Source organism: Streptomyces sp. NPDC033966 (genome assembly GCF_055575955.1).
In genome coordinates this window covers 74,166-98,259 of record NZ_JBVIRQ010000011.1, presented here as the reverse complement: position 1 = coordinate 98,259, position 24,094 = coordinate 74,166, and the positions used below count along the sequence as shown (strand labels likewise).

Sequence of the window (24,094 nt, the reverse complement as noted above, 5' to 3'; positions counted from 1 at the left end):
GGCCTCAGGCCGCCGCGGCGCGGAACGTACGGGGGCTCAGACCCCTGTGACGCTTGAACGCGGCACTGAAGCCGAAGGCGTCGGCGTAGCCGACGGCCCTCCCGATCTGGGCGATGCTGAGGTCGGTGTCGGTCAGGAGCGCCTCGGCCTCGTCCATGCGGCATTCGGTGAGGTAGGCCAGGGGCGGACGGCCCATCAGCTGGGTGAAGCGCTTGGCGAACAGCGCCCGGGAGACGCCGGCCCGGGCGGCCAGCGACGCCACGGTCCAGGCCTCGGCGGGCCGGTCGTGGAAGGCCTGCAGGGCGGGGGCGAGCACCGGGTCGGCGAGGCCCCGGTACCAGCTGGGTGCGTCGGCGCCGGCCTGGTCGAACCAGCTGCGCAACGTGCACACCAGGGCCCAGTCGAGGAGCCGGTCCATCAGCGCCTGCGAACCGGCCGAGAGCTGGGCGGCGTCGGCGGCGGCGGTCTCCAGCCAGGCGCAGACCTCTGCCTCCTCCTTGACCACCAGGACGGGCGGCAGGGCCCGCAGCAGCCGCTCGTGGCGGTGGCCCGAGGCGCGGTAGGCGCCCACGATCAGAGCGGTCGCCTCCTCCGAGTCGGCGCCCCAGCGGATACCGCCGAGTTCCTGGCCGGTGCACTCGGCATGCGGCGTGAAGCAGGCGATCTCGTACGCGGTATGGGAGCCGTGGACGGTGCCAGGACCGTCCACGAGACGGAACGGGGCGGAACCGCTCACGATGGCCGTATCACCCATGCCGACCGCCCGCTCGGTGCCGTCGGGCAGCACCAGCGTGCCCCCGCCGCGCAGCACGCTGATCATGGTGAGGGGTGCGCCGCCGGCGAAGCGGATGGTCCAGGGCGCCGTCAGTACGGCGTGGCTGACGACCGAGCCCTCGGCCCGGATACCGCTCAGCAAGGAACTCAAAGGGTCCACGCAGGGCAGCGTAGACGATCTCCTATGTTCCGGAGCGTTTCTCCCATGGATCATCCACATCACCGCAGCTGTACTGGACTCATCGAACCGAACCGGACCGAACCCAGCCAGGGAGTGACGCAGCACGGCAGCGACGCCAGGGCGGCCCTCGTGGTCGTCGCACACCACCGCACCGACTCCCTCACCGCGCACACGGCCCGCCGTGCCGCCGCCCGGCTCGAAGCCGCCGGGTACCGCGTCGACGTGCTCGACCTTCACGCCGAGGGCTTCGACCCCCGCATGAACGTGTCGGACCAGCCGGACTGGGGCAACCGGGAGAAGCCGTACTCGGACGAGACGCACGCCCACATGCGGCGCATCCTCGACGCCGACGTCGTCGTCGCCGTCTTCCCGGTGTACTGGCAGAGCGTGCCCGCGATCCTCAAGGGCTGGATCGACCGCGTCTGGAACTACGGCTTCGCCTACGGCCGCAGCAAGCCCCGCCTCGCCGGCAAGCGCATGCTGTGGCTGGGCCTGGCCGGCGCCACCGCCGACGACCCCGTCGCGGAGGGGATGCGGACCGTCCTCGAAACCAACCTGAGCGAAGGCATCGCCTACTACTGCGGCTTCTCCCACTCCGCCGTCGGCCTCCTCACCGACGCGGAGGAGCGCCCGCAGCGCATCGACGCCGAAGGGAACCTCCTGATCGGCGAAGCGGCCGCGGGCGCCGAGCGGGAGGCGCAGTACGCCGATCTCGACCGGCGTGCCCGGGAGTTCGTGGACCGGTTCGTGGCCGGGGAACGCGTGACGGCCTGACCACCCCCGTCCGGCCGCTGACCCCGGGACGAGCGTAGGCTGACGGCCACGATCCTCCCGGCGGAGTGGAGTTGAACAGCGGTGATGCCCCCGTGTTGCGCGATCTGCCGCGCGTCCCCGAGGGACCGCGACTACGAGACCTTCACGCTCGTGTACTTCCGCGCGATGGAGCCTCCGCTCGAACACGCGGGGCATCCCGAGAACGCCCTCTGGTTCTGCGAGGACCACGTCCGGTACACCGAGGGCAAGACCCACCTGAGCGCCGTCCTGGCCATGACCCACATACGCGCCGCCGCCCGCCGGAACGCCCGGAGCTTCTGGCCGCTCACCAGCCTCCCCTGAGCCCCGCGCCCGAGCTGTCGGAAGGGTTCCGCGGCTGACGGCGAGCGGGAGCCGGGTGCGGCATCTCGTGGAGATGCCGCACCTGGCCGCCTTCGGCCGTGGCGCCAGCTGCCTGTGTGCCTGCCTGTGTGCCGCGGCCGGGTGGGAGGCGAACGGGCTCACGCGACGAAGCGGCCTCGCCACCCGCTGGGGCGGATCGGCCCAGAAGGGACGGCCTAGTAGCGGAGGTCCTTCTGTTCGGTGATCAGGCGGCCGGCTATGTGCAGGTTGCCGTCGGAGTCGAGCACCGCGATGATCTTCTTCGTGGAGCCGTGGTAGGTCGTGAAGTAGATCTTGTCCGCCTCCTGCGAGGAGGAGTGGTTCGTGTTCACGGACAGCTCGATGCTCACCGGGGAGCTGATGAGCACGTCCTTCTTCGGCGAGGTCGGGTAGACCTGGTTCTGCCGCAGCTGAATGCGGCCGTGAGTCTCGCCCTCCGTCCAGTCCGTTGCCAGCCCGAGATCGATGTCAGCCATGTGACTTCCCCCTCCAGATCCGGTGAAAGAGCTTCCGGTCCGGGCCGCCGCAGGACGTCCCGAACCGCCCCAGAACCTATACAGACCGTTCGTCAGGTGTCGCCCAGCGTTGCGAGCATGGCTGGATTTCCATCCAGTCAGTCCGGATTCGCGCGTAAAGCCGCAGAGGGCAGGAATGCCCGAAAAAGCACCGTGACAGAACCTCAGACACCAGCTATCGGTGCGCTGCCGCCCACGTGCTTCAGCGGCCCCCCCGGGGCTGCCCGGCACCCGACGGCTTCGTGCTCAGGCGACCGGCGCGGGGGTGTGCGTGCCTGCGCCGCCGCGGCCGAGGGCTCGTCCGGCCCGTGCGAGCCTGCGCACTCCCTCGGCCAGCTGGCCGGGAGGGAGCGTGTACGGCAGTCGGACGTTGCGTTCGAACCCGCCGCCGATCCCGAACCGCGGGCCGGCCGCGATGACCACTCCGTGGTCGGGCGCGACGGCCGCCAGCCGGGAGCTCACGGGCTCGGGGAAGGTCGCCCAGAGCGTCACGCCGCCGGCGGTGCGGGGCGCGTGGACATCGGGCAGGTGCTCGGCGAGGGCTCGGAGCAACGCGTCCCGCTGAGCGGCCAGTTGCGCGAGCGCGCCGGGCCGTCGGGTCTGCCCACCGTTGAGGAGTACGGCAGCGGCGAGTTGCTCCACCACCGGGGTACCGAGGTCCGTCGTCGGCCGGATCTGCTCGACGCGTTTCAGGAGGGAGGGGACCGCGCGGATCCAGCCGATGCGCAAGCCGCCCCAGACGCTCTTGGAGAGGGAGCCGACGCTGATGACCACGGGCCCGGGCACGGGGCAGTGCATCGCGAAGGGTTCCGGGCCCGGCCCGCCGTCCAGGACGAGATCGGTCAGGGTCTCGTCGATGACGGTGGGGCAGGTCAGCCTGAGGCTGCGGCGCACCGCCGTCGGCATGCACAGGCCGGTCGGATTGTGGAAGTCGGGAATCAGGTAGGCGAGATCCGCGGCGCGGCCCGCCGTCCGGAGCTGCTCGACGTCCCAGCCGGACGGCACGACCGGCACGGGCACCAGGCGGGCGCGCGCTTCGGTGAAGGCCTTGATCGCGTGCGGGTAGGTGGGGTGCTCGATCAGGACCTTGTCCCGGGGCGAGAGAAGGGTGCGGGCCAGCAGGGCGACCGCGTGCTGCGCCCCGTTGGTGATCAGGATCTGATCCGGCGCGGTGGGCAGGCCGCGCCGCTCGTACCAGCGTGCGACCGCCTCGCGCAGCTCCCCCGTCCCGTACCGGTCGTACCCGTGCTTCTCCAGGTGCCGCGGCAGTTGTTGCAGCGCGGCCGCGAAGGCGGCGTGGAGGATCTCGACGGGTGCGGGCGGGGCGGCGATGGACAGGTCGATGACCGCCGGATCGGTGCCGGCGAGCGTACGGGTGCCGTGCTCGGCCGGGGTGTCGTCGGGCAGCCGAACGGTGGCCCTGGCACGGGCCCGCGTGACGAGGTACCCGTCTTCGACCAGCGTGCCGTAAGCGGCGCCCACGGTGGTCCGGCTGACGCCGAGGGCGGCAGCCAGGTCGCGTTCGCTCGGCAGGGCTGCGCCGAGGGAGAGCCGACCGTCCAGGACGAGCAGCCGGAGCCGGTCGGAGAGGCGCTGGTGCGCGGGGCCGGCCCCCTCCTGCCAAGTCCCCAGCATCCGGGCCGTCGCGTACGAACTGATCTTCACCGGGCCAGCGTAGCCAATCTGGCTATGGAATCGATGGCCAGATCCCACGGAGGGTGTCCCACATGACACTTCCACCTCCTCCTCCTTCTCTTCCTCTTCCTCTTCCTCTTCCTCTTCCTCTTCGCTCTGTCGCCGCCCCCTCCCGCATGGGTTTCGCGGCGCAGATCCGGGCGGGCCGGAAGGCCCGTCGCATCCCGCAGCTCCTGGTCGGCCTGGCCGGCTACGGGGCCTCCGTCATGCTGCTCGTCCACAGCGGACTCGGGGCGGCCAGCTGGAACGTCCTCACGGAGGGCGCGGCCCGGACGCTCGGCATCTCCTTCGGCTGGGCGACGAACCTGATCTCGCTCCTCGTGCTCCTCGCCTGGATCCCCATGAGGGAACTGCCCGGCCTCGGCACGCTCCTCAACGTCGCCATCGTCGGCTTCGCGGCGGACGCCACCGCCGCGGTGCTGCCCACCCCGCACGGACTGCCCGCCCAGGCCGGCTACCTCGCCCTCGGCCTCGTCGCCCTCGCCTTCTTCGACGCGCTCTACCTGGGCGCGCGGTTCGGGTCGGGGCCGCGTGACGGCATCATGACCGGCCTCGTGCGCCTGACGGGCCTGCCGATCGCCGCGGTGCGCACCGCCATAGAGGTCACCGTCGCAGCCGTCGGCTGGCTCCTGGGCGGAACGATCGGCCTCGGAACGGTCCTGATCGCCCTGACCCTCGGCCCCCTGATCGGCTACTTCCTCCCCCGCGTCACCGTCGTCCTCCCCGAAGCGGCGGCGGATGTGCCGTAGTACCCGGGGTGCGCCGCCCGTGCTCAGTGGCGGTACGCGGGTGTCGCGATCTCGACGAAGGACCGGACCAACGGATTGGTGTCACCCGGGTTCCACGCCGCGACGACCCGGCTCGGAGCCATGTCGGTCAGCGGTACCACCGTGAACTCCGCGGGCAGGACGTGTCCGAGCGGGGCCACGCCCACGGTGCCGCTCCACAGCACGGCTTGCAGGCATTCGTGGACGGTACGGACCTCCGGCCCCTCGCGGGGACTTCCGCCGTTCCAGTACGACTGCCAGACGGGGTCGGTGCCCTGGGGGAACTGGAACCAGCGGCGGTCGCTCAGCTCGGCCAGCCGCAGGCTGACGCGGCGGGCCAGCGGATCGTCGGCGCGCAGGACCACGCCGACCGGATCCGTGCGCAGCGTACGCACCGTCAGGGCGGCCTCGTCGAACGGCGCCCGCGTCAGGGCGACGTCGACCAGCCCGGCGCGCAGCCCGCACGTCGGGTCGGTCAGGTCCGTGTCGCGGATCCGGATGTCGATGCCGGGATGCCTCCGGCGGTAGGCGGCGGCCAGCCTGGACGCTCCGGGGTCGGTGCCGTCGCCCAGGATGCCGATGGTGATCGTCGCGACGCCGGCGGCCGCGCTCACGCGTACACGGGCGCGGTCGGCATGTCCGAGCAGCGAGCGTGCCTCGTCGAGCAGCACGGTGCCCACCGAAGTGAGCGTGACGCCGGTGGGTGAGCGGTCGAGGAGCAGGGCCCCGACCTCGGCCTCCAACTGCTTGATCGCACGGCTCAGCGGCGGCTGGCTCATGTGCAGTCGGGTGGCGGCCCGGCCGAAGTGGAGTTCCTCGGCGACCGCCACGAAGTAGCGCAAGGTGCGAAGCTCCACGCTGCAACGATACCCACGCGGTATCGGCGCCGCAGGACCGGTCTTGGACACCGGCAGGGCCTTGGCGGTGCACTCGTGAGCATGACCCGAGAAGCGAAGACCAGCGACCCGCAGCACACCCCCGCCTCCACCCCCACCGTGTCGGTGGTGGGCCCCGCGGACGGCGAGACGATCGTCCTGGGCCCCACGCGCATGCGCGTACTGGAGGACGGCAGCCACACCGGCCACCGCCTCGCGATCGCCGAGTCCGTCCTCGCCCCGCACACCCAGGGACCGCCGCAGCACCTCCACGGCCTGCACGACGAGGGTTTCTACGTCCTCTCCGGCACCGTCCGGTTCACCGTCGGGGACGAGGACTACGACGCCACCACGGGCACGTTCGTGATGGTCCCGCCCGGCACCCCCCACACCTTCGCCAACCCGGCCGACCAGCCCGCCGTCATGCTCAGCACCTTCACCCCCGACCTGTACGTGCAGTACTTCCGGGACCTCCAGGACGTGCTCGCCGCCGGCCGCCCGCTGACGCGCCGGGCCAACATCGAGGCGATGAGCCGCTACGCGACCGAACCCGCCACCGGCCCCGCCTGACACCGACGGCTCGGCGTGGCACAGACGGCCTGGCGGCGTACGACGGCGTGTTCGAGGACGGTGCGGACCTCGGCGGTGATGGCGCTCTCGTTTTCCACGCCTTCGACGAAGTCGCTTCGAAACGATCAAGGCGCGCTGAGTTTGGCCGCCACGGCATCGAGGACCCAGTCCAGGCCGGTCCCGAAGGACGTCTCGGCGTCCACGTCCGTGCCGTCGTACACGGCCTTGGTCAGCGCCGGGAAGCGGCCGGTGGCCAACATCCCCGTCAGATACGGGCCGGAGGCGCGCTGCCAGTCGTGCTTCGACAGGCCCGTGGCGCGCTCGGCCCGCAGGTTCGCGATCTCGCGTCTGATCGCGCCGGTGAAGTAGGCGCTGACGGTCTCCACCGCCCGCATGGCGGTGTCGATGTCGGCGAGGCCGTCCAGGGCGGCCAGCGTGGCCTCGCCCACGGCGAGGGCGTTCGGGCCCAGGGCGGGGCGGCCGCCGAGCAGGTCGGCCAGCCATTCGTGCCGGAGAGCCGCCTGCCTGGTGCGGTGGGCGAGGGTGCCCAGCGCCTCCCGCCAGTCACCGGGCTGCTCCTGGGGGAGGATCTCGGCGTAGACCTCGTCCACCATGAGGTCGAACAGCTCCTGCTTGGTGGAGATGTATCCGTACAGCCGCATCGGGCCGGCGTTCAGCCGGGCGGCGACCTTGCGCAACGACACCCCGTCCAGCCCGCCCTCGTCGGCCAGCGCGACGGCGGCGGCGACGACCCGCTCCCGGTCGAGCGGCACGGGGCGAGTCGGCGGCTCCGGCCGGTCCCACACACTCATGGTTCACACCGTTCTGCTGCGATGCATCGTATTGGGGAAATACAGTGTATTGCCATGAGACATCGTATCGCCGTGATCGGGAGCGGCCCCGCCGGCCTCACCTTCGCCCGTGTCCTGCATCGCCACGGCTGCCCCGTCACCGTCCTCGAACGCGATCCCGCCCCCGACGCCCGCCCCCCGGGCGGCACGCTGGACCTGCACGAGGGGCTGGGCCAGCTCGCGCTGCACAAGGCAGGGCTGCTGACGGAGTTCCAGGCCCTGTCCCGCCCCGAGGGGCAGGCCATGCGCATCCTGGACACGGACGGCACCGTCCTGCGCGACTGGCGACCCCGTCCGGACGACCGGGCCAATCCCGAGATCGACCGCGGGCAACTCCGTGACCTGCTGCTCGGCCCTCTCGACGTTCAGTGGGGCCGGGGTGTGACGCAGGTGGTGCCGGGGACGAGGGAGGGCGTACTCGTCCATTTCGCGGACGGGCGACAGGAGGCGTTCGACCTCGTGGTCGGCGCGGACGGCGCCTGGTCCCGGACACGCCCGGCGGTCTCGTCGGTGACACCGCACTACACCGGCGTCACCTACGTCGAGACCTCCCTCGACGACGTCGACACCCGCCACCCCGGCCTCGCCCGGTTGACCGGCGACGGCTCCATGGCCGTGTACGGCGTGAACCGGGCCCTGGTCGCCCAGCGCAACAGCGGTGGCCACGTCAAGGTGTACGCCCAGTTCCGCGCCCCGCTGGACTGGCACACGAACCTGGACCCGGCCGACGCCGAGGCCGTGCGGTCGAGCCTGCTGGCGCTGTTCGACGGCTGGGCCGCTCCCGTCCTCGACCTCCTCCGCCACGGCACCGCCTTCGTCCACCGCCCCCTCTACGTCCTGCCCGTGTCCCACACCTGGACCCACGTCCCCGGGGTGACGCTGCTGGGCGACGCCGCCCACCTGATGCCCCCCTTGGGGGCGGGCGCGAACCTGGCGATGCTGGAAGGTGCCGAACTCGCCGAGTCCATCGCCACCGCCCCCGGAGATCCGGACGAGGCCGTCCGCGTCTTCGAGGAACAGATGTGGGCGCGGGCCGGCAGGTGGGCGAAGATCACGACGGCCGGTCTGGAACGCCTCGTGAGCGAGGACCCCGCCGAAGCCCTCGCGCTCTTCGACGAAGTCCAGCCGTCCTGACTGCCGAAGAGCTCGAACCCCACGGCCCGCCGGCCCGCCACGACGCGGCGTGATCGGCGGCGAGCCGTCTCTCGCTCCTGCTGCGGCTCTCCACCGGTTCGCCCGCCCGACGACCCCGCTCCCCCCATGGGGGGAGGTCAACTCGATCGCCCGGGACTCCTGCGCACTTCGGGTCTCCGCCCGGAGCCTTGTCCACCGGCCGGTGGACAACCGGTTCCACCGGCCGGGGCTGCCGGCCGCAAGGTCCCGGCGGCCAGCATTCCGGGTATGAGAAACCTTCCCGTACGCACCGCGCGCTGGAGCGCCCGGCATCCGTGGCGTGCGATCGCCGCCTGGTTCCTATTCGTCGCCCTCTGCCTGGGCACCGGCATCGCGCTCGGCAACAGCAACGCGACCGCCGAGGACTTCCGCGTCGGCGAGGCGGGGCGGGCTGAGGCCATCGCCGCCGACGGCGGCCTGCAGCGCCGACCCACCGAACACGTCCTGATCCGCTCCGCATCCGGGCCGCTCGACCGCGCGGCGGCCGACGCCGCGGCCCGTGACGTCCAGGCCCGGATGGCGAAGCTGCCCGAAGTGGCCGAGGTGGGGCAGCCCCTCCTCTCCGCGGACGGCACCGCCCTGCGGATCCGTGTCGTCCTGCACGGACCCGAGCTGGAGGGCAGGAAGCGCGTCGCCCCGCTGCTGGAGCAGACCGAGCGGGCCGCCGCCGCGCACCCCGGTGTGATGGTGGAGGAGACCGGATCGCCCGCGATCAGCAAGGGCGTCAACGACCAGCGCGGCAAGGACCTGGCGCTCTCCGAGCGCATCACCCTCCCGATCACCGTCGTCACCCTCCTGCTCGTCTTCGGCTCCGTGGTGATGGCCGCGGTGCCGCTGTTGCTGGCACTCACCTCGATCGCCGCCGCGCTCGGCCTGTCGATGGCCGTCTCACACCTTCTGCCCGACGCCGGCGTCGGCACCAATCTGATCCTGCTCATCGGACTCGCGGTCGGCGTCGACTACGCCCTCTTCTACCTCAAGCGGGAACGCGAGGAACGAGCCCGCAGCGCCGGGCGCCTCACCTCCGAGGACCTGGTGGAGTTGGCCGCGGCCACCGCCGGCCGGACCATCGTCACCTCCGGCCTCGCCGTGATCGCGTCCACCGCGACCCTCTACCTGGCCACGGACGTCATCTTCTCCTCGCTCGCCACCGGCACCATCCTGGTCGTCGCCGTGGCCATGGCCAGCTCGATCACCGTGCTGCCCGCCCTGCTGGTGAAGACCGGACAGCGGGCCGCCCGCAAGGCGGAGAGGCGGGCCCGGGCCGGGCGTGGCGAGCCGGCGGCCGAGCCCGCACCCGCCGGACGCCGGCGCGCGTCCGTCCTGAAGGCCAGGAAGCGGAACGTCCCCGGCCGGCAGGACGTCCGCAGCCGGGACGACGTCCCCGGCAACGGCCGGATCCTCACGGCCCTCCTCACCACCGCCCGTGAGCACCCCGTCGCCACCCTCGCCACCTCCGTGCTGTTCCTGGTCGCACTCGCCGCGCCCGCCCTCGGCATGAAGCTGGTCGACCCGGGCAAGGACACCTTCTCCCGGGCTATCCCCGCCATGCAGGCGTACGACCGGCTCACCGACGCGTTCCCCGAACTCCTCGTCGAACACGAGGTGGTGGTACGCGCCGACCCGGCCCGGGCCGAGGACGTCCGCCGGGCCCTGACCGAACTCGGCCGGCGGGCCCAGGCCGACCCGCTGTTCGCCGCGAACGCCGCGCCCCGGCTGCGCACCTCCCGGGACGAGCGCGTCCACGTCCTCGGACTGGCCGTTGCGCATCCCGCGCCCGCCCCCGAGGCGATCGCATCCCTCGGCAGGATCCGCTCCGACCTCCTGCCGGCCACCGTCGGCGCCCTGCCGGGAGTCGAGGCCGCCGTCACCGGCGACGTCGCCCGCGGCCAGGACTACGTTGCCGACGAGCGCGCCAAGCTCCCCCTGGTCGTCGGCGCCCTGCTCCTGATGTCCTTCCTCACCATGGCGATCGCGTTCCGCTCGGCGGTCGTCGCGCTCCTCGGCGTCCTGCTCAACCTGCTGTCCGCCGCGGCCGCTCTCGGCGCGCTCGTCCTGGTCTTCCAGGGCACCTGGGCCGAGGGCCTGCTCCGCTTCGACTCGCTCGGCGCCATCGCCTCCCGCGTCCCCCTCTTCCTCCTCGTGATCCTCTTCGGCCTGTCCACGGACTACCAGATGTTCGTGGTCAGCCGGATCAAGGAGGCACGGGAAGCGGGCCTGCCCCACCGCGAAGCCGTCCTCCACGGCGTCGGCACCTCCGCCAGGGTGGTCACCAGCGCCGCCGTCGTGATGGTCACCGTCTTCGGCGCCTTCGTCGCACTGCACCTCACCGAGATGAAGCAGATGGGCTTCTGCCTGGCCCTCGCGGTCCTCCTCGACACGGTCGTCATCCGGCTGCTGAGCCTCCCCGCCGCGCTCCTGCTCCTCGGCGAGCGCTCCTGGTGGCCCCGGCGGCCGGCCGCAACCCACCCGACGGCAGGCGCGGCCGGCCCCGAAGGGGCGTGCACGGCAGGAGAGTTGCCCGCCCCCGTACGCTGGTGATCGTGATGCAACGACCGCAGCGTGGCGACCCGTACTGGATCTGGCTGCTGCACGGCTGGGAACTCCTCGGCTGGGCGATCACGGCCTTGCTCTGCGTGATCACGGTCTTCGGAGACGCACCCGCCCCGCAGGCCTACGGGTCGCTCGCGCTGATGGCCGGGCTCGGCGCCGCGAACGTCCTGGTGCGTCTGCGGTCCGGGGGTGATCCGGTGCGGACGGGGTACGCGTACCTGGGGCTGCTGGTCGTCTGCCTCTGCGCGCTGTCCTGGATGCGCGACGGCTTCGGGGCCCTCTACCTGGTGGTCCTCCCGCAGTTCGTGGTCTACGCGAACGGTGCGCGCTCCGCCCTCGTCTCCAGCGGTCTCGGGGCGGTCGCGGTCAGCGTCGGCGGCACGCTGCGGGAAGGGTGGAGCCTGGCCGGCCTGGGCGGCAACTCCGTCTCCTCCATCGGCGTCTACGCGGTCAGCGCCGTGGCCGTGCTGGTCACGCCCAGGGCGCTGGAGCTGCGCGACGAGCGGGCCCGGCTGCGGGCCCAGCTGGCCAGGGCCCGGACCGAACTGGCCGAGGCCCAGAAGCGGCAGGGCGCGGCGGAGGAGCGCGAGCGGCTGGCCCGGGAGATCCACGACACGCTCGCCCAGGGCTTCGCCTCGATCATCGTCCTGGCGGAGGCGGCCCGTTCCGGGCTCGTCGCCGACCCGGAGCGCAGCGGCCGGCAGCTGAGGTCCATCGAGCAGACGGCCCGGGAGAACCTGGCCGAGGCCCGCGTGCTGGTCGGGGCCGCCCCGGCCGTCGGGACCGCCGCCGGGTCGGTGGCTGCGACCCTGCGCCGCACGCTGGACCGGTTCGCCGAGGACACCGGGCTGACGGTGGAGGCGGAGCTGGCCGAGGTCGACTGCGACCAGCCGACCCGCATCGCGCTGCTGCGCTGTACGCAGGAGTCGCTGGCCAACGTCCGCAAGCACGCGGCGGCCTCCACGGTCTGCGTGGTCCTGGCCCGGCAGCCGGGAGCCATCGAGCTGGAGGTCACCGACGACGGCCGCGGGTTCGCCGTCGGCGCGTCCCGCGGGTTCGGGCTGAACGGGATGCGGCGCCGGCTGGCGGAGTTCGGCGGGGAGCTGACCGTCACCAGCTCGGTCGGGGACGGCACCCGCGTCCTGGTCCTCATACCGGCGTACAGCGAGGAGACGACGTGAGCACCACACCCCTGGGCACCCCGGACGGCCGGGACGGCGGCGCGGGCCGCCTCCGCGTTGTCATGGCGGACGACCACACCGTCATGCGCGCCGGACTGGTGGCCCTGCTGTCCGCCGAGCCGAGCCTGGAGATCGTGGGCGAGGCGGAGGACGGCGCCGCCGCCGTCGAACTCGTCTCCCGGCTGGAGCCCGACGTGGCTCTGCTCGACCTGCGCATGCCCGTACTGGACGGGGTGGGCGCCACCGCCGCGATCACGGCCGCGCACCCGCGGACCCGGGTGCTGATCCTCACCACGTACGACACCGACACCGAGATCGAACGGGCCGTCGAGGCCGGCGCCACCGGCTACCTGCTCAAGGACGCCACCCGTGACCAGCTCGTGGACGCCATACACGCCGCGTCCCGCGGCGAGACCGTCCTCGCCCCGCGCGTGGCGCAGCAGCTGGTCGCCCGGATGCGGCGGCCGGTCCGGGTGTCCCTCACCGCCCGCGAGAGCGATGTGCTGCGCGCGGTCGCGGACGGGCTGTCCAACGCCGAGATCGGCAGACGGCTGTTCATCGGAGAGGCCACGGTCAAGACGCACCTGCTCCGGATCTTCGCCAAGCTCGACGTCGGCGACCGCACGCGCGCGGTGGTCGTGGCGATGGAGAACGGGCTGCTGACGCGGGTCCCGGCTGCTCCCACAGCCCCGGGGGAAGGCACCTGACCGCGCTGCGCCACGCGTACCGCGTCGACGGCCGGAGCCCCTGGTCAGCACGCCGGAACGGGAAGGACCGCCACCCCTCGCGGTGCGGCGGTCCCCTGCCTCCCCTTGATCAGGGACGCTTCGTGTCCTTGTCCTTGCCCTTGCCGTTGCCGGTCACGGTCAGGACGGCCACTCCGACCGGGCCGTCGCCGGCGGCGAAGGTGTCGATCACCTGGTCGGTCTGGGTGTTGATGACCGAGACCGTGTCGGACGCGGAGTTGGTGACGTAGGCGCGGGCACGCACGGTGTCGACTGCCACCCGGGCCGGCTCGTCGCCGACGGCGAGGGTGGTGACCACGGTGTTGGTGTCCGTGTTGACGACCGTCACCGAGTCGGCCTCGAAGTTCACCACGTAGGCGCGGGCACGGGCCGGGTCCACCGCCACCCCGGTGGGGCCGGTGCCGACGGGGACGGTGGTGACCACGGTGTTCGTGGCGGTGTTGATCACCGAGAGGTCGTTGCTGTTCTGGTTGGCCACGTAGGCGCGGGCTCGGCCCGGGTCCACCGCCACGTCGAACGGTCCGTCACCGGTGGGGACGGTGGTGACCACCGTGTTCGAGTCGGTGTTGATCACCGACAGGTTGTCGTCTTCCCGGTTGGCCACGTAGGCGCGGGCCCGCCCCGGGTCCACCGCCACCCCGAACGGGGAGGTGCCGACGGAGATGGTGGTGACGACCGTGTTGTCGTTGGTGTTGATGACCGACACCGTGTTGTCGGCCGCGTTGGTGACGTAGGCGCGGGCCCGGTCCGGGTCCACGGCGACCTGCTGCGGGGCCTCACCGACGGGGATGGTGGTGAGCACGGAGTTGTTGTTGGTGTTGATCACCGACACCGTGTCGCTCTCGCGGTTGGTGACGTAGGCGCGGGCCCGGACCGCGTCCACGGCCACGTCCGTCGGCGTCTCGCCCACGGGGACGGTGGTGATGACGGCGTTGGTGAGGGCGTTGAGCACCGTCACCGTGTCGGTGTCGAAGTTGGTCACGTAGAGCCGGCTGACCGTCTTGGGCTTGGGGTTGGCCTCCGCCGTCTGGGGCATGACGGCCGGCACCAGCGCGGTGCACGCCGCCAGGAGGCCCACCAGCCACGCGCGGTGCCTGGGCCGGGACTGCACCGGCCTGGATTCCGAGCTCGGGGCCGGCTCGTTCTTATGGCATTCCGGGGTTACGGGCACCGTTCCTCCTGAGGGGCTGTCGTGTGGGGTGCGGCCCGGCCCGCGTCGGGCGGCCGGGCATGGGCAGCATCCTCGGCGCGGGGCAGGCCCTGCCCTGGGAGACGTGGCCGGACGGGCCGGCAGGTCCGCCGGATCGGCCCTGGGCGCAGGCGGGCCGCAGGAAGGGGCGGGCGCTGTGACGCCGCGGACGCCGGCCGGGTAGAGGTGGCCGCCGGTCCGGTGCTCCAACGAGGATCCGTTCCGGCGCCACGTCCACCCCGGCCGGTCGGCGGAACGGCCCGGCAGCACCCCTCCCGGCCGCCCCCGATCCGGTGCCCCGGCCCGGACCTGCCGTACGACGTGGGGGCCCACCACGTACGGGACGGGGGTCGTGGGCGGTCGGCGGTGCCTTCTTCACGGGTCCCCAAGTGGCCAGGTGCGGTGCGGAGTTGATGATCCTCAATTCTTCCTCAGAACAACGTCCCGGTTCCCCCGCTCCTCCGCGAACGCGGTTACGGTCTTGGTCGCAGGGGGCCACCTCGTTGACCTGACGGTGGCTCATAAATACTATTCCATGGGGGAATTATGCGTTTCACGGTGCGCGGTACCGTCGGTCCGGTCTTTGCCTTGGCCCTGCTCGGCGGGCTGGCGTCCCCGGCGCAGGCGGCAGGCGACGACCCGGCGTCCGTGCCGCCGACGGTGGAGGCCGTGGAGGCGGCCGCCCCCGAAGACGACTCGCTGGCGCAGCTGCCGGAGACGTCCACCAACTCGGAGGCGGGCGCGCAGCGGTGCGACAACCCTCGCCGCACCTGGTTCGAGATCCCCTCGAAGACCGGGATCCACATGCCGGCCAAGTTCGGCGGGACGTCCTTCAAGGACGGCCCGGGAGGCACCATGGTGGTCAGGGTGGAGCGGTCGGGGAAGGTCCTGCGGGAGGTCAGCGCGGGCGGTGAGGTCGAGGTCAGCGGCATCGTCGCCAAGGCCAAGGTCTCGATCAGCGCGAAGATCGGAACCGAGACGGGGATCACCGTGGGCCACGAGTTCCGCAGGAACGTGACCAACGGCAAGTACGGTCATCTGCAGTACGGCTCCTGGGGGTACTCCGTGAAGTGGGCCAAGTACGAGACCAGCGCGGACGGGTGCGGCAAGAAGCTCCTCAAGAGCGGCACCGCGAAGCTGCCCACCTCGGAGGTCGGGTGGAACTACTGGGAGACGAGCTCTTGAGAGCTCGGCGTGGGCCACTGACCGCGGTCGTGGCCCTCGCTCTCTCATCCTTCCTGGCGGCCGGCTGCAGCGGCGAGACCGCGTCCGCATCGGCGAGCGAGGAAGCCCAGGGCATCCGTGCCAAGGGCCTGCTGGAGAAGGTCCCGCCCGATTCCCCGGAGTTCGTGGAATCCGGTCTGGAGAGGGTTCCGGAGGGCGTGCACGCCCGCTCCACCCTCACCAAGGGCAGGGCGTACAAGGTCTCCGTAGCCTGTGTCGGCACAGGAACAGTGGAGCTGACGATCGGCGAGAAGGGGCGGCCGCAACCCGTCCCGTGTGACGGAGCGACGGCGAGCCGGCCCGTCCAGGACCCCCCGGAAGAACTGCCGATCGAGATCACCGCGGCTTCCGGAGCCACGGGAATGGTCGCCTGGCAGATCACCGCCGTTACCTCCTGACACGGATGCCTCCTTGGTTCCTGCCCACCCGCGGAAACAGCGGGTGGGCAGGAACCATCCGGGTTCGTCAGGAGCTGACGGCCGGGTACTGCGCCGGCGCGGTCCGCGCCGGCGCCGGGGCTCTTCACTCGGCCGGGGCGGTCGCGTGGGACAGCGCCACGCCGCCGATGATCAGGGCGAGGGCGAGGAGGCGGCCCGGGGTCACCGGGTCCTTGTGGACCACGACGCCCAGGGTGATGGCGCCGGCCGCGCCGATTCCGGTGAAGACGGCGTAGGCCGTGCCGACCGGCAGGCCCTTCATCGCCAGGGACAGCAGATAGACGGCGACGGCGGCGAGGGCGAAGCAGAGCAGCGTGGGCAGCGGGCGCGTGAACCCGGCCGTCGGTTTGATGCTCTGCGACCAGGCGACCTCCACCAGCCCGGCCGCGATGAGCAGGAGCCAGTTCACAGCGAGGCTCCTGTCGTGCGGGCGGCCTCCAGCGCGGCCGCGCGGGACGCGTCGTGGGCTCCGCGCCGGCCGGCGAGGGCGGGATCGGTGAGGGAGTTGACCAGTTCGGTGCCGAGGAAGGTCATGGCCTCCTCCGGGACGGCGAAGTGTCCGGCGAGGAAGTCGCGCAGGTAGCGCTCCTGGTGGTCGTACGGGTGGCGCGGGGTGCCCGGGCCGTAGGCCCCGCCGCGGGCGTACGCCACGACGAACCTCCGTCCGGCCAGGGACATGCGCGGGAAGGTGACCTGGTCGATCCAGGCTTTCAGGGACGCCGGGACCGAGTAGTTGTACATCGGCGTGGCGATCAGCACGACGTCGGCGGCCACGAGTTCGGACAGCAGCGGCTCGACGACGGCCCAGGCCGCCCGCTGCGCGGGAGTACGCACGGCTTCCCGGTAGCGGGCGGGGTCGGTGATCTCGTGTTCCAGGACGTAGTCGCACAGTTCGGTCCACGCCTCGCCGATCTGCGGGACGGGGGTCTGGGCCAGGTCGCGGTGGAGGTGGGTGCCACCCGGGTGGGATGCGCGCCAGGCCGCGGCGACGGCGTCGCCGGCCTCTCGGCTGAAGGACTGGCGGCGGGCGCTGGCGTCGAGGTGCAGCAACGTGGTCATGGCGGGGCCCCCTCGGTATCGGCCGGAACGGTAACCGGACGCGGTGTCCAGTTATACCGGACGAGAGGCTCAACCGGACAGGTCGTCCAGTTATTCCGGTAGGCTGCGGTCTCATGGAGACGAGGGAACGCGCGGACGCCGCCCGCAACCGGGCCAAGGTGCTCACCGCGGCCGCCGAGCTGTTCGCCGCCGGTGATCCGCGGTCGGTCACGATGGAGGACATCGCCCGGGCGGCCGGCATCGGGCGCGGCACGCTCTACCGCCGCTACCCGGACGTCACGTCCATCGCGGCCGCCCTCCTCGACGAGCACGAACGCCGCCTCCAGGAAGAACTGCTGCGCGGCGCTCCCCCTCTGGGCCCCGGCGCGCCGCCGCACGAGCGGCTCACCGCCTTCTACGCCGCCATGGTCGACCTGCTGGACACCCACGGCCACCTGGTGCTGGGCGCCGAAACCGGCGAGAAGCGCTTCACCGTCGGGGCGTACGGCTTCTGGCGCGTCCACGTCCTCGTCCTGCTGCGCGAGTCCGGCGCCCCGGACCCGGAGGCCCTGGCGGACAGCCTGCTCGCGCCGCTGGCACCGGAGGTGTTCCTCCAGCAGCGCGCACAAGGAGTGACACCGGACCGGATCAAGGCGGCGCTGGCGCGGCTGGCGCACCTGCTGCGAGCCGACTGACCAGGCCGGCGACGACGCCGTCACGGCGGGGCGCTCACCCCGGTCCAGGGCTTCGTGTGTGCGGTGAAGACCGGGTCGGTGCCGGTGAGGTCGCGGCTGGCCGCCCACAGGCTCGCCGCCGTCGTGGTGTCGGCCAAGTGGTTCCAGAGGGGCTCGGTCCTGGGCGTACCGCGCAGCCCGAACGCTCGGGGACCCAGCATCTGGCCACCGTGCACGCCCGGGTCGAGTACGGCCCGGACAGCGGGCCATGCAGCGGCGTCCTTGCCCTGCACGACGAGGCGGAGCGGTAGGTGCCCCAGCCGCGTACGGGCGGTGCGGACGTGGAACGGCGGACGTGAAGGGGTGAGGGAGTCGAGCGCGCCGCCGGGGTGGACGAGCACGCTCAGCGTCGTGCTGCCGACGGTCCGCAGACGGCGGTCGAGTTCGAGGGCGAAGAGCATCTGGGCCAGCTTGGAGCGCGCATAGGCCCGTTTGGGCTGGTAGTCGTGTGTGCTTTGGAGATCGTCGAGGTCCAGACGTTCGGACTTGGCGGCGAAGCTGCCGGTGGTGACGATCCGGCTTCCCGGGGTTGCCGCGAGCAGGGGAGCCAGGTGATGGGTCAGCGCGAAGTGCCCCAGGTGGTTGGTCGCGAACATCAGCTCGTGGCCATCCTCGGTTTCGCGGCGCGGTGGGTGGTCGAGCGCCACGCCGGCGTTGTGGACGACGGCGTCGAGGCGGTCCAGCCCGAGTGCGTCCACCGATGCCCCGAGCGAAGCGGGGTCGGCCAGATCCAGGGGCACGTGCTTCACCTCGGCGCCGGGGACGCGCGAGCCGATGGAGGCCATCGCGGCTCCGGCCTTCGCTCTGTCCCGGCTACCGAGGACGACCGTGGCCCCCGTGCCGGCGAGCTGCTCGGCGATGAAGTACCCGATGCCCGCGTTGCCACCGGTGACCAGGAAGGTCTTCCCGTCGGCGCGAGGCAGCCGGTGGACGTCCCACCGCGGGGCCTGAGGTACGGAGGGCGAGGACGGCATGATGGGCTCCCGGAGGTTCGCAGTGGTGTGGAAGGGGCGGGCGGACCCGCACATCCACGGGGGCCGTGCCCGGTTCCCACACTCTCGGAGGCCGCTCACAGGGGGCCGACAAACCGCTCTCCCCGCCGACAGGCGACCGACAGCCGGTCTCCGGCTCGCGGCAGTCGTGTCCGATCCGGAAGCCGAAGCCGAAGCCGAAGCCGAAGCCGGAAGCCGGAAGCCGGAAGCCGGAAGCCGGAGGTCGGAGGTCGGCCGCGTCCTCGGCGCCCGGAGCCGACGGTGGATCTCCGCGGCCGACACCCAGTCGGTCGGCCGGCTCGCCGCCGAAGGGCGCGTGCCCCACTCCCATCCGGACGCTGCTGGACCGCAGTGATGGCGGGTGCCGGCCCTGCCGCCCGATCCGGAACCGCAGGAAGGCGGGCACCATACCCGCAGCTCCTCCGCCGCTGCGGCGTTCGGCGTGCGGCGGCTGCGCTACGTTGACAGCCATGGACATCCTGCGCGAGAAGATCAGCCACGGCTTCGACCTGCTGGACACCGACGGCGACGGGGCCCTGACCGAGGCCGACCACGTCATCATGGGCGACCGTGCCGCCGACCAGCTCGGGTACGCCCGCGGCTCGGCCGAGCACACCCGCATGGTCGACGCGTACGTCGCCATCTGGCGCGATCTGCACGCCCCGCACGTCGGCGGGCCCGACGGCCGCATGACCAAGCGGGAGTTCGTCGCCAGCACCCTCACCCTGGCCGCCGACCCCGAGGCCGCCGCCGCCACCGTCGGCGCGCTGGCCCGGGCGTTCTTCGCCATCGCCGACACCGATGCCGACGGTGCCGTCAGCAAGGCCGAGTTCGACGCCTTCCAGCGCAGCCACTTCCCGGCGATCGTCCAGGCCGACCTGGACGAGGCCTTCGGCCACCTCGACCGCGACGGCGACGGCTCCCTGAGCCCCGCCGAGTTCGAGTCCGCCGTCGTCGAGTACTGGTCCAGTGCCGACCCCGCCGTGCCGGGCAACTGGTGGATGGGGCGCCCCGACGCGCGGACCGGGCCCACGGACCACTGACGGCCTGTGCCGGCCGGCCCGGCCCAGACGCCCAGAACCGCTGGTGCTCGGTGAACGGCGCCCGTCCCGTCCCCCTCGTCCTGGCCGGAGTCTGCTCCGAAACGTGGTCAGCGGGTCGAGCGGAATGATGTGATTGCCGCATGACCGGCTCCCACGAGGACGACGAACCCCCCGAGCACCGGCGCTATGCCCGATACCTGCGGGCCTTGGACAGCGTCACGGAGGCGGAGGAGGCCGACCTGCTGGCCACCGTCCTTCGCGACGAAGACGCGGCCATGGCCGAGAGCGCCGTGAACCATCACCTCGAACGCCGGGCGGCCCAGCAGCTGACCAGCCCCCGGTTTCCCGCCTGGGCCACGATGATGGCCACGGTCATCGGCGATCGTGCCTTCCTCGCCCGCCGCCTGCGCGAGTGGACTCTGCTCAGGTCCATCGCGCTGGACGAGCCCTGGACCGACGAGGAACTGCTGACCGCGTCCGACTGGTTCCAGCGCACGGCCGCCGCCGCCCAGCTCGTCACCTCGCCTGCCGCCCTCGGCCTGCTGGCCGAGCACGGACGCACCCGCCGTGTCCGCAACGCGGCGAGCCGCCGAACCTGACGACCGCATCAACGCCCCCGGCCGATCTGATCCACGGGCCCTGACGATTCCTCTGCCCGAGCGGCGTCGACGGACCGGAACACCCGCGGACCGGAACACCCGCGGACCGCAACACCCGCACACCAGCCAGGCCGTCTCTTCCGGATCAAATGCGGGGCGGCCGTCTCAGCGGAGGCGGACCGCGATGGCCGCGACCGGGCAGGCCCGCGCGGCTTCGCGCACCAGGGGGTTGCCGTTGCCATCCTCCCGGCCGGGCAGCACCTCGCTGAACCCGCTGTCGCCCTGGGCGAACACGTCCGGGGCCGTCAGGGCGCACTGGCCCGCTCCGATGCAGCGGCCGGTGTCGATCGCGATGTGGACGGGACGCACGGCGCTCACCAGGCCACGGGGAGCTGGACGATGCCCTGGATGGTGTCGCCCGGCTTGAACGGGATCTCCTGCGCGGGTGCGTCCAGCCGGAGCCCGGGAAGCCGGGTGATCAGGGTGCCCAGGGCGATCTCCATCTCCGCGCGGGCCAGGTTCTGCCCGAGGCACTGGTGGATGCCGAAGCCGAAGCCGACGTGGTGGCGTGCCGAGCGCTGCCAGTCGAGCACGTCGGGGTGGGCGTAGACGCTCTCGTCGCGGTTGACGAGGGAGAGGGAGAAGACCACGCCGTCGTCCTTGCGGATCGTCTCCCCCGCGATCTCGATGTCGTCGAGGGCGACGCGCAGCATTCCTTCGACGATGGACAGGTACCTCATCAGCTCCTCGACGGCCGTCGGTACGAGCGAGGGGTCCGCCCGCAGCTCGGCCAGCCGCTCGGGGTGCTCCAGCAGGGTGTAGGCGCCCAGCGAGACCATGTTGGCCGTGGTCTCGTGGCCGGCGATGAGCAGGATGAACGCCAGCCCCGCCAGTTCCTCGGCGTCGAACTCGCCCACGGCCGTCTGCTCGCGGATGATGTCGTCGAGCATGCCCTCGCCCGGCTCCGCCTGCTTGGCCTCGATCAGCGCCCGCAGGTAGTCCTCCAGCCGGTCCCTCGCGTCCTCCACATCGGACAGCTCGGGGCCGCGCAGCAGCCGGCGCGACTGCTCCTCGAAGAAGGAGTGGTCCGCGTACGGCACGCCGAGCATCGAGCAGATGACCTTCGACGGCATCGGCAGGGCGAAGTCGCCCACCAGTTCCGCCTTCGGGCCCTTGGCGATCATGTCGTCGATCAGCTGGTCGACGATCTCCTGGATCCGCGGACGCATCGCGTGGGTGCGCTTGAGCGTGAAGCTCGGGATCAGGAGCCGGCGCTGGCGGTTGTGCTCGGGGTCGTCGACGCCCAGCAGCGGCGTGCGTCGGCGCAGCAGCCCGACGTAGCGCTCGGAGGGCACGGGGAACGCCTCGTTCTCGCTGTCGCTGGACAGCCGCGCGTCCCCCAGCAGCGCCCTCGCGGCGGCGTGTCCGGTCACCGCCCACACCGAGCGGCCGTCGAAGAACGTCACCCGCTTGAGCGGGGCGCCGCCCCGGAGCGGGTCGTAGGCGGCCGGCGGGTGGTAGGGGCACGTGCGGTCCTTGGGGAACGCGACGGGCTCGGTCATCAGGCATCCTCACGCAGACGGGCGGCGGGCGGCACACCCGCCGCCCGCAGCGTGACCGGCACCGGCTGCGTGGCGCTGAAGCGGGGCACACCAGACACCCCCTGGGCCGCGGCACCGACGACGCGGCGGGCCGGGGACCGGGACGAGGCCGCGGTCGCGCGGGACCCGGATGACGTCGACCGCAGTGCCGCCGTTCGTCGCTTGAGCCCCCGGCCGGCGTCAGGCCGGGGGGACCAGGCGGTTCTCGTGGGCGAAGACCACGGCCTGGATCCGGTCGCGGAGTTCCAGCTTGAGCAGGATCCGCCCCAGATGGGACTTCACGGTCGCCTCCGCGAGGGACAGGGCGGCCGCGATCTCGGCGTTGGAGAGGCCGCGACCGACCTCGACGAGCACCTCCCGCTCCCGGGAGCTGAGCCGGTCCAGCCGCTCGTCGCGGACGGTGGTGCCCCCGTCGGCCAGGTGCGGACGGAAGTCCTCCAGCAGGCGCCGGGTGATCCGCGGGGAGAGCACCGCGTCGCCCGCCGCGACGTTGCGGATCGCGGTGAGCAGTTCCTCGGGCCGGGTGTTCTTCAGCAGGAAGCCCGAGGCCCCGGCGCCGAGCGCGGCGAAGGCGTACGCGTCCAGGTCGAAGGTGGTCAGGATCAGCACCCTGCTCCCCGGCGAGACCTCGACGACCTGCCGGGTCGCCTCGATCCCGTCCGTCCCGGGCATCCGGACGTCCATCAGTACGACGTCGGGCCGCAGCTCCCGGGCGAGACGGACGGCCTCGGCGCCGTCCGCGGCCTCGCCGACCGGCGACATGTCGGGCTGGGCCTCCAGGATCGTGCCGAAGGCCATCCGGAGCAGCGCCTCGTCGTCGGCGATCACGATGCGGATCGTCATACGGCGCCCGCCCCACCGCTGTTGAGCAGGAGCCGGGTCCGTACGCCCCAGCCGCCGCCCGGAAGCGGTCCGGCCCGCAGCGTCCCCCCGTAGGCGGCCGCGCGCTCGCGCATGCCGGGGATGCCGTGGCCGGACGGTGCGGGGGCGGGAAGCGCCGGGCGGGGGCCGCTGTCGGTGACCTCCACGCCGATGCTCCCGGCCGTGCACTCGACCAGGACCGTCGCGCGGGTGCCGGCGGGGGTGTGCTTGAGGGTGTTGGTCAACGCTTCCTGCACCAGGCGGTAGACGGTGAGTTGTGCGGTGGCCGGCACATGGGCGTGGCCGCCGCGGACCTCCAGGCCGGTCGGCAGCCCGGCGGCGGCCATCTGGCCGGCGAGCGCCGCCAGCTGGGCGATGCCGGGCAGCGGGTGGCGCTCGGCGTCCGGTTCGTCGGCCCGCAGGACGCCCAACGAGCGCCGCATGTCGGTGAGGGCCTGCCGGCCCGTCTCGGAGATCTGCAGCATCGCGGCGGTGGCCCGGTCCGGGGACCTGTGCTGCGCGTACACGGCGGCGTCGGTGAGCGCGACCATGACGGACAGGTTGTGGGTGACGACGTCGTGCATCTCGCGGGTGATCCGGGCCCGCTCCTCGGCGACGGCCAGCAGCGCCTGCTGCTCCTGGTGAAGCGCCAGCCGCTCGGCCCGCTCCTGCACGGCCGCGAGGTAGGCCCGGCCGGTCCGCACGTTCACCCCGAGGACGGCGGCGGCGACCACCATCGCGGACAGCGCGACGAACGGGGTCAGGAACGCGCCGTTCGATGCCCAGCGCAGGCAGGCCAGTACGGCCCCGCCCTCCACGACGGCGGCGGCGAGCAGCGTGCCGCGCCGGCCCGTGTGCGCGGCCGCCGTGTACAGGGCCACCAGCAGGGCGATGTCCGCGGGCAGTTGGACGTCCACCAGCCACTGGACGAAGGCCGCGGCCACCACGGCGGCGAACACCGCGAGCGGGGCCCGGCGCCGCCACACCAGGGGCAGCGCCAGGGCGGCGGTGAGCGCCGCCGCCACCCGCAGCTCCCGGGCCGGGTACGTGGTCACGACGTTGAGCAGGAGCAGCGCCGGCAGCACCGAGTCCCACACCAGGGGCGGTACCCGGTCCCAGTGGCGCACCGTCACACCTCTCCGCCGATCGGTCGTCGTGGCGGCCCGGCCGGGGCCGCCACCGCGTACAGCCGCAGCCTAGGACGCGTGTCCGCGCCGCGCATGAGCCCGGCGTCGGAGTGCAATGTGCCGGGGTACGACCACAGGAGGACACCCACCACCTCCCACGGTCGCAGGCCGGCCGCCGGTCCGGGGTGCCCGGTTGCCACGCCGGTCGCACCG

General features: G+C 72.5%; 26 protein-coding genes. 13 read left to right on the top strand and 13 right to left on the bottom strand.

Features of this window, described 5'->3' with window-relative positions; genetic code table 11:
- Positions 1-4: 4 nt before the first annotated feature.
- The gene (locus ACZ518_RS28395; RefSeq protein WP_469115847.1) at positions 5-934 is read right to left on the bottom strand and encodes an AraC family transcriptional regulator; all 930 of its coding nucleotides are present in this window, start codon (positions 932-934) and stop codon (positions 5-7) included.
- 114 nt (positions 935-1,048) lie between these two features.
- Here ACZ518_RS28395 and ACZ518_RS28390 point away from each other — a divergent pair, with 114 nt between their 5' ends.
- Both ACZ518_RS28390 and ACZ518_RS28385 read left to right on the top strand, forming a co-directional pair.
- Positions 1,049-1,729: an NAD(P)H oxidoreductase gene (locus tag ACZ518_RS28390; RefSeq protein WP_469116005.1), complete on the top strand. Its 681-nt coding sequence runs from the start codon at positions 1,049-1,051 to the stop codon at positions 1,727-1,729.
- Positions 1,730-1,810: 81 nt separating this feature from the next.
- Positions 1,811-2,071: a hypothetical protein gene (locus tag ACZ518_RS28385; RefSeq protein ID WP_469115846.1), complete on the top strand. Its 261-nt coding sequence runs from the start codon at positions 1,811-1,813 to the stop codon at positions 2,069-2,071.
- A gap of 215 nt (positions 2,072-2,286) precedes the next feature.
- On the opposite strand, the gene ACZ518_RS28380 is transcribed toward ACZ518_RS28385, so the two are convergent.
- On the bottom strand, positions 2,287-2,586 hold the full coding sequence (locus ACZ518_RS28380) for a DUF6342 family protein (RefSeq protein WP_469115845.1): 300 nt from the start codon (positions 2,584-2,586) through the stop codon (positions 2,287-2,289).
- A 285-nt stretch (positions 2,587-2,871) separates the two neighbouring features.
- Positions 2,872-4,290, bottom strand: coding sequence for a MocR-like transcription factor YczR (yczR, locus tag ACZ518_RS28375; protein ID WP_469115844.1), 1,419 nt, complete (start codon positions 4,288-4,290; stop codon positions 2,872-2,874).
- 146 nt (positions 4,291-4,436) lie between these two features.
- Between yczR and yczE the strand changes: the two genes are divergently transcribed.
- Entirely contained in the window at positions 4,437-5,069 is a 633-nt protein-coding gene (yczE, locus tag ACZ518_RS28370; protein WP_469115843.1) for a membrane protein YczE, read from the top strand.
- A 23-nt stretch (positions 5,070-5,092) separates the two neighbouring features.
- Here the strand turns inward: yczE and ACZ518_RS28365 are convergent, their stop codons facing one another.
- On the bottom strand, positions 5,093-5,944 hold the full coding sequence (locus ACZ518_RS28365; RefSeq protein ID WP_469115842.1) for a LysR family transcriptional regulator: 852 nt from the start codon (positions 5,942-5,944) through the stop codon (positions 5,093-5,095).
- An 81-nt stretch (positions 5,945-6,025) separates the two neighbouring features.
- Here ACZ518_RS28365 and ACZ518_RS28360 point away from each other — a divergent pair, with 81 nt between their 5' ends.
- Entirely contained in the window at positions 6,026-6,532 is a 507-nt protein-coding gene (locus ACZ518_RS28360) for a cupin domain-containing protein (RefSeq protein WP_469115841.1), read from the top strand.
- 125 nt (positions 6,533-6,657) lie between these two features.
- Here the strand turns inward: ACZ518_RS28360 and ACZ518_RS28355 are convergent, their stop codons facing one another.
- Positions 6,658-7,344, bottom strand: coding sequence for a TetR/AcrR family transcriptional regulator C-terminal domain-containing protein (locus ACZ518_RS28355; RefSeq protein ID WP_469115840.1), 687 nt, complete (start codon positions 7,342-7,344; stop codon positions 6,658-6,660).
- 54 nt (positions 7,345-7,398) lie between these two features.
- Here ACZ518_RS28355 and ACZ518_RS28350 point away from each other — a divergent pair, with 54 nt between their 5' ends.
- The 4 genes from ACZ518_RS28350 to ACZ518_RS28335 all read left to right on the top strand — a co-directional run bounded on the left by ACZ518_RS28350 (position 7,399) and on the right by ACZ518_RS28335 (position 12,997).
- Positions 7,399-8,517: an FAD-dependent oxidoreductase gene (locus tag ACZ518_RS28350; protein ID WP_469115839.1), complete on the top strand. Its 1,119-nt coding sequence runs from the start codon at positions 7,399-7,401 to the stop codon at positions 8,515-8,517.
- Between the two features lie 267 nt (positions 8,518-8,784).
- Positions 8,785-11,097, top strand: a complete 2,313-nt coding sequence (locus tag ACZ518_RS28345; RefSeq protein WP_469115838.1) for an MMPL family transporter — start codon at positions 8,785-8,787, stop codon at positions 11,095-11,097.
- A gap of 5 nt (positions 11,098-11,102) precedes the next feature.
- Positions 11,103-12,290 (top strand): sensor histidine kinase, encoded by a 1,188-nt coding sequence (locus tag ACZ518_RS28340; protein WP_469116004.1) that lies wholly within the window; start codon positions 11,103-11,105, stop codon positions 12,288-12,290.
- A gap of 62 nt (positions 12,291-12,352) precedes the next feature.
- The gene (locus ACZ518_RS28335; RefSeq protein ID WP_469116003.1) at positions 12,353-12,997 is read left to right on the top strand and encodes a response regulator; all 645 of its coding nucleotides are present in this window, start codon (positions 12,353-12,355) and stop codon (positions 12,995-12,997) included.
- A gap of 109 nt (positions 12,998-13,106) precedes the next feature.
- Here ACZ518_RS28335 and ACZ518_RS28330 read toward each other — a convergent pair whose 3' ends face one another.
- Positions 13,107-14,147 (bottom strand): beta-propeller fold lactonase family protein, encoded by a 1,041-nt coding sequence (locus ACZ518_RS28330; RefSeq protein WP_469115837.1) that lies wholly within the window; start codon positions 14,145-14,147, stop codon positions 13,107-13,109.
- A gap of 624 nt (positions 14,148-14,771) precedes the next feature.
- Here ACZ518_RS28330 and ACZ518_RS28325 point away from each other — a divergent pair.
- Positions 14,772-15,410, top strand: coding sequence for a hypothetical protein (locus ACZ518_RS28325; RefSeq protein ID WP_469115836.1), 639 nt, complete (start codon positions 14,772-14,774; stop codon positions 15,408-15,410).
- A gap of 29 nt (positions 15,411-15,439) precedes the next feature.
- Entirely contained in the window at positions 15,440-15,847 is a 408-nt protein-coding gene (locus ACZ518_RS28320) for a hypothetical protein (RefSeq protein ID WP_469115835.1), read from the top strand.
- Between the two features lie 124 nt (positions 15,848-15,971).
- On the opposite strand, the gene ACZ518_RS28315 is transcribed toward ACZ518_RS28320, so the two are convergent.
- Positions 15,972-16,295 (bottom strand): DMT family transporter, encoded by a 324-nt coding sequence (locus tag ACZ518_RS28315; RefSeq protein WP_469115834.1) that lies wholly within the window; start codon positions 16,293-16,295, stop codon positions 15,972-15,974.
- Complete coding sequence (locus ACZ518_RS28310) at positions 16,292-16,945, bottom strand: FMN-dependent NADH-azoreductase (protein WP_469115833.1); 654 nt, start codon at positions 16,943-16,945, stop codon at positions 16,292-16,294. Before ACZ518_RS28310 ends, ACZ518_RS28315 begins: the two co-directional genes overlap by 4 nt.
- 113 nt (positions 16,946-17,058) lie before the next feature.
- Between ACZ518_RS28310 and ACZ518_RS28305 the strand changes: the two genes are divergently transcribed.
- Positions 17,059-17,619: a TetR/AcrR family transcriptional regulator gene (locus ACZ518_RS28305; protein WP_469115832.1), complete on the top strand. Its 561-nt coding sequence runs from the start codon at positions 17,059-17,061 to the stop codon at positions 17,617-17,619.
- Positions 17,620-17,639: 20 nt separating this feature from the next.
- Here ACZ518_RS28305 and ACZ518_RS28300 read toward each other — a convergent pair whose 3' ends face one another.
- The gene (locus tag ACZ518_RS28300; protein WP_469115831.1) at positions 17,640-18,632 is read right to left on the bottom strand and encodes an SDR family NAD(P)-dependent oxidoreductase; all 993 of its coding nucleotides are present in this window, start codon (positions 18,630-18,632) and stop codon (positions 17,640-17,642) included.
- Between the two features lie 488 nt (positions 18,633-19,120).
- Here ACZ518_RS28300 and ACZ518_RS28295 point away from each other — a divergent pair, with 488 nt between their 5' ends.
- The gene (locus ACZ518_RS28295; protein WP_469115830.1) at positions 19,121-19,693 is read left to right on the top strand and encodes an EF-hand domain-containing protein; all 573 of its coding nucleotides are present in this window, start codon (positions 19,121-19,123) and stop codon (positions 19,691-19,693) included.
- 140 nt (positions 19,694-19,833) lie between these two features.
- Positions 19,834-20,292 carry a hypothetical protein gene (locus tag ACZ518_RS28290; RefSeq protein WP_469115829.1) on the top strand — a complete coding sequence of 153 codons (459 nt, stop codon included), beginning with the start codon at positions 19,834-19,836 and terminating at the stop codon, positions 20,290-20,292.
- A 165-nt stretch (positions 20,293-20,457) separates the two neighbouring features.
- Here the strand turns inward: ACZ518_RS28290 and ACZ518_RS28285 are convergent, their stop codons facing one another.
- From ACZ518_RS28285 to ACZ518_RS28270, 4 genes are all read right to left on the bottom strand, one after another.
- Complete coding sequence (locus ACZ518_RS28285; protein WP_469115828.1) at positions 20,458-20,670, bottom strand: ferredoxin; 213 nt, start codon at positions 20,668-20,670, stop codon at positions 20,458-20,460.
- On the bottom strand, positions 20,667-21,854 hold the full coding sequence (locus ACZ518_RS28280; RefSeq protein ID WP_469115827.1) for a cytochrome P450: 1,188 nt from the start codon (positions 21,852-21,854) through the stop codon (positions 20,667-20,669). Before ACZ518_RS28280 ends, ACZ518_RS28285 begins: the two co-directional genes overlap by 4 nt.
- A 219-nt stretch (positions 21,855-22,073) precedes the next feature.
- Positions 22,074-22,736, bottom strand: coding sequence for a response regulator (locus ACZ518_RS28275; RefSeq protein ID WP_469115826.1), 663 nt, complete (start codon positions 22,734-22,736; stop codon positions 22,074-22,076).
- Entirely contained in the window at positions 22,733-23,887 is a 1,155-nt protein-coding gene (locus tag ACZ518_RS28270; protein WP_469115825.1) for a sensor histidine kinase, read from the bottom strand. Before ACZ518_RS28270 ends, ACZ518_RS28275 begins: the two co-directional genes overlap by 4 nt.
- Between the last annotated feature and the right edge of the window lie 207 nt (positions 23,888-24,094).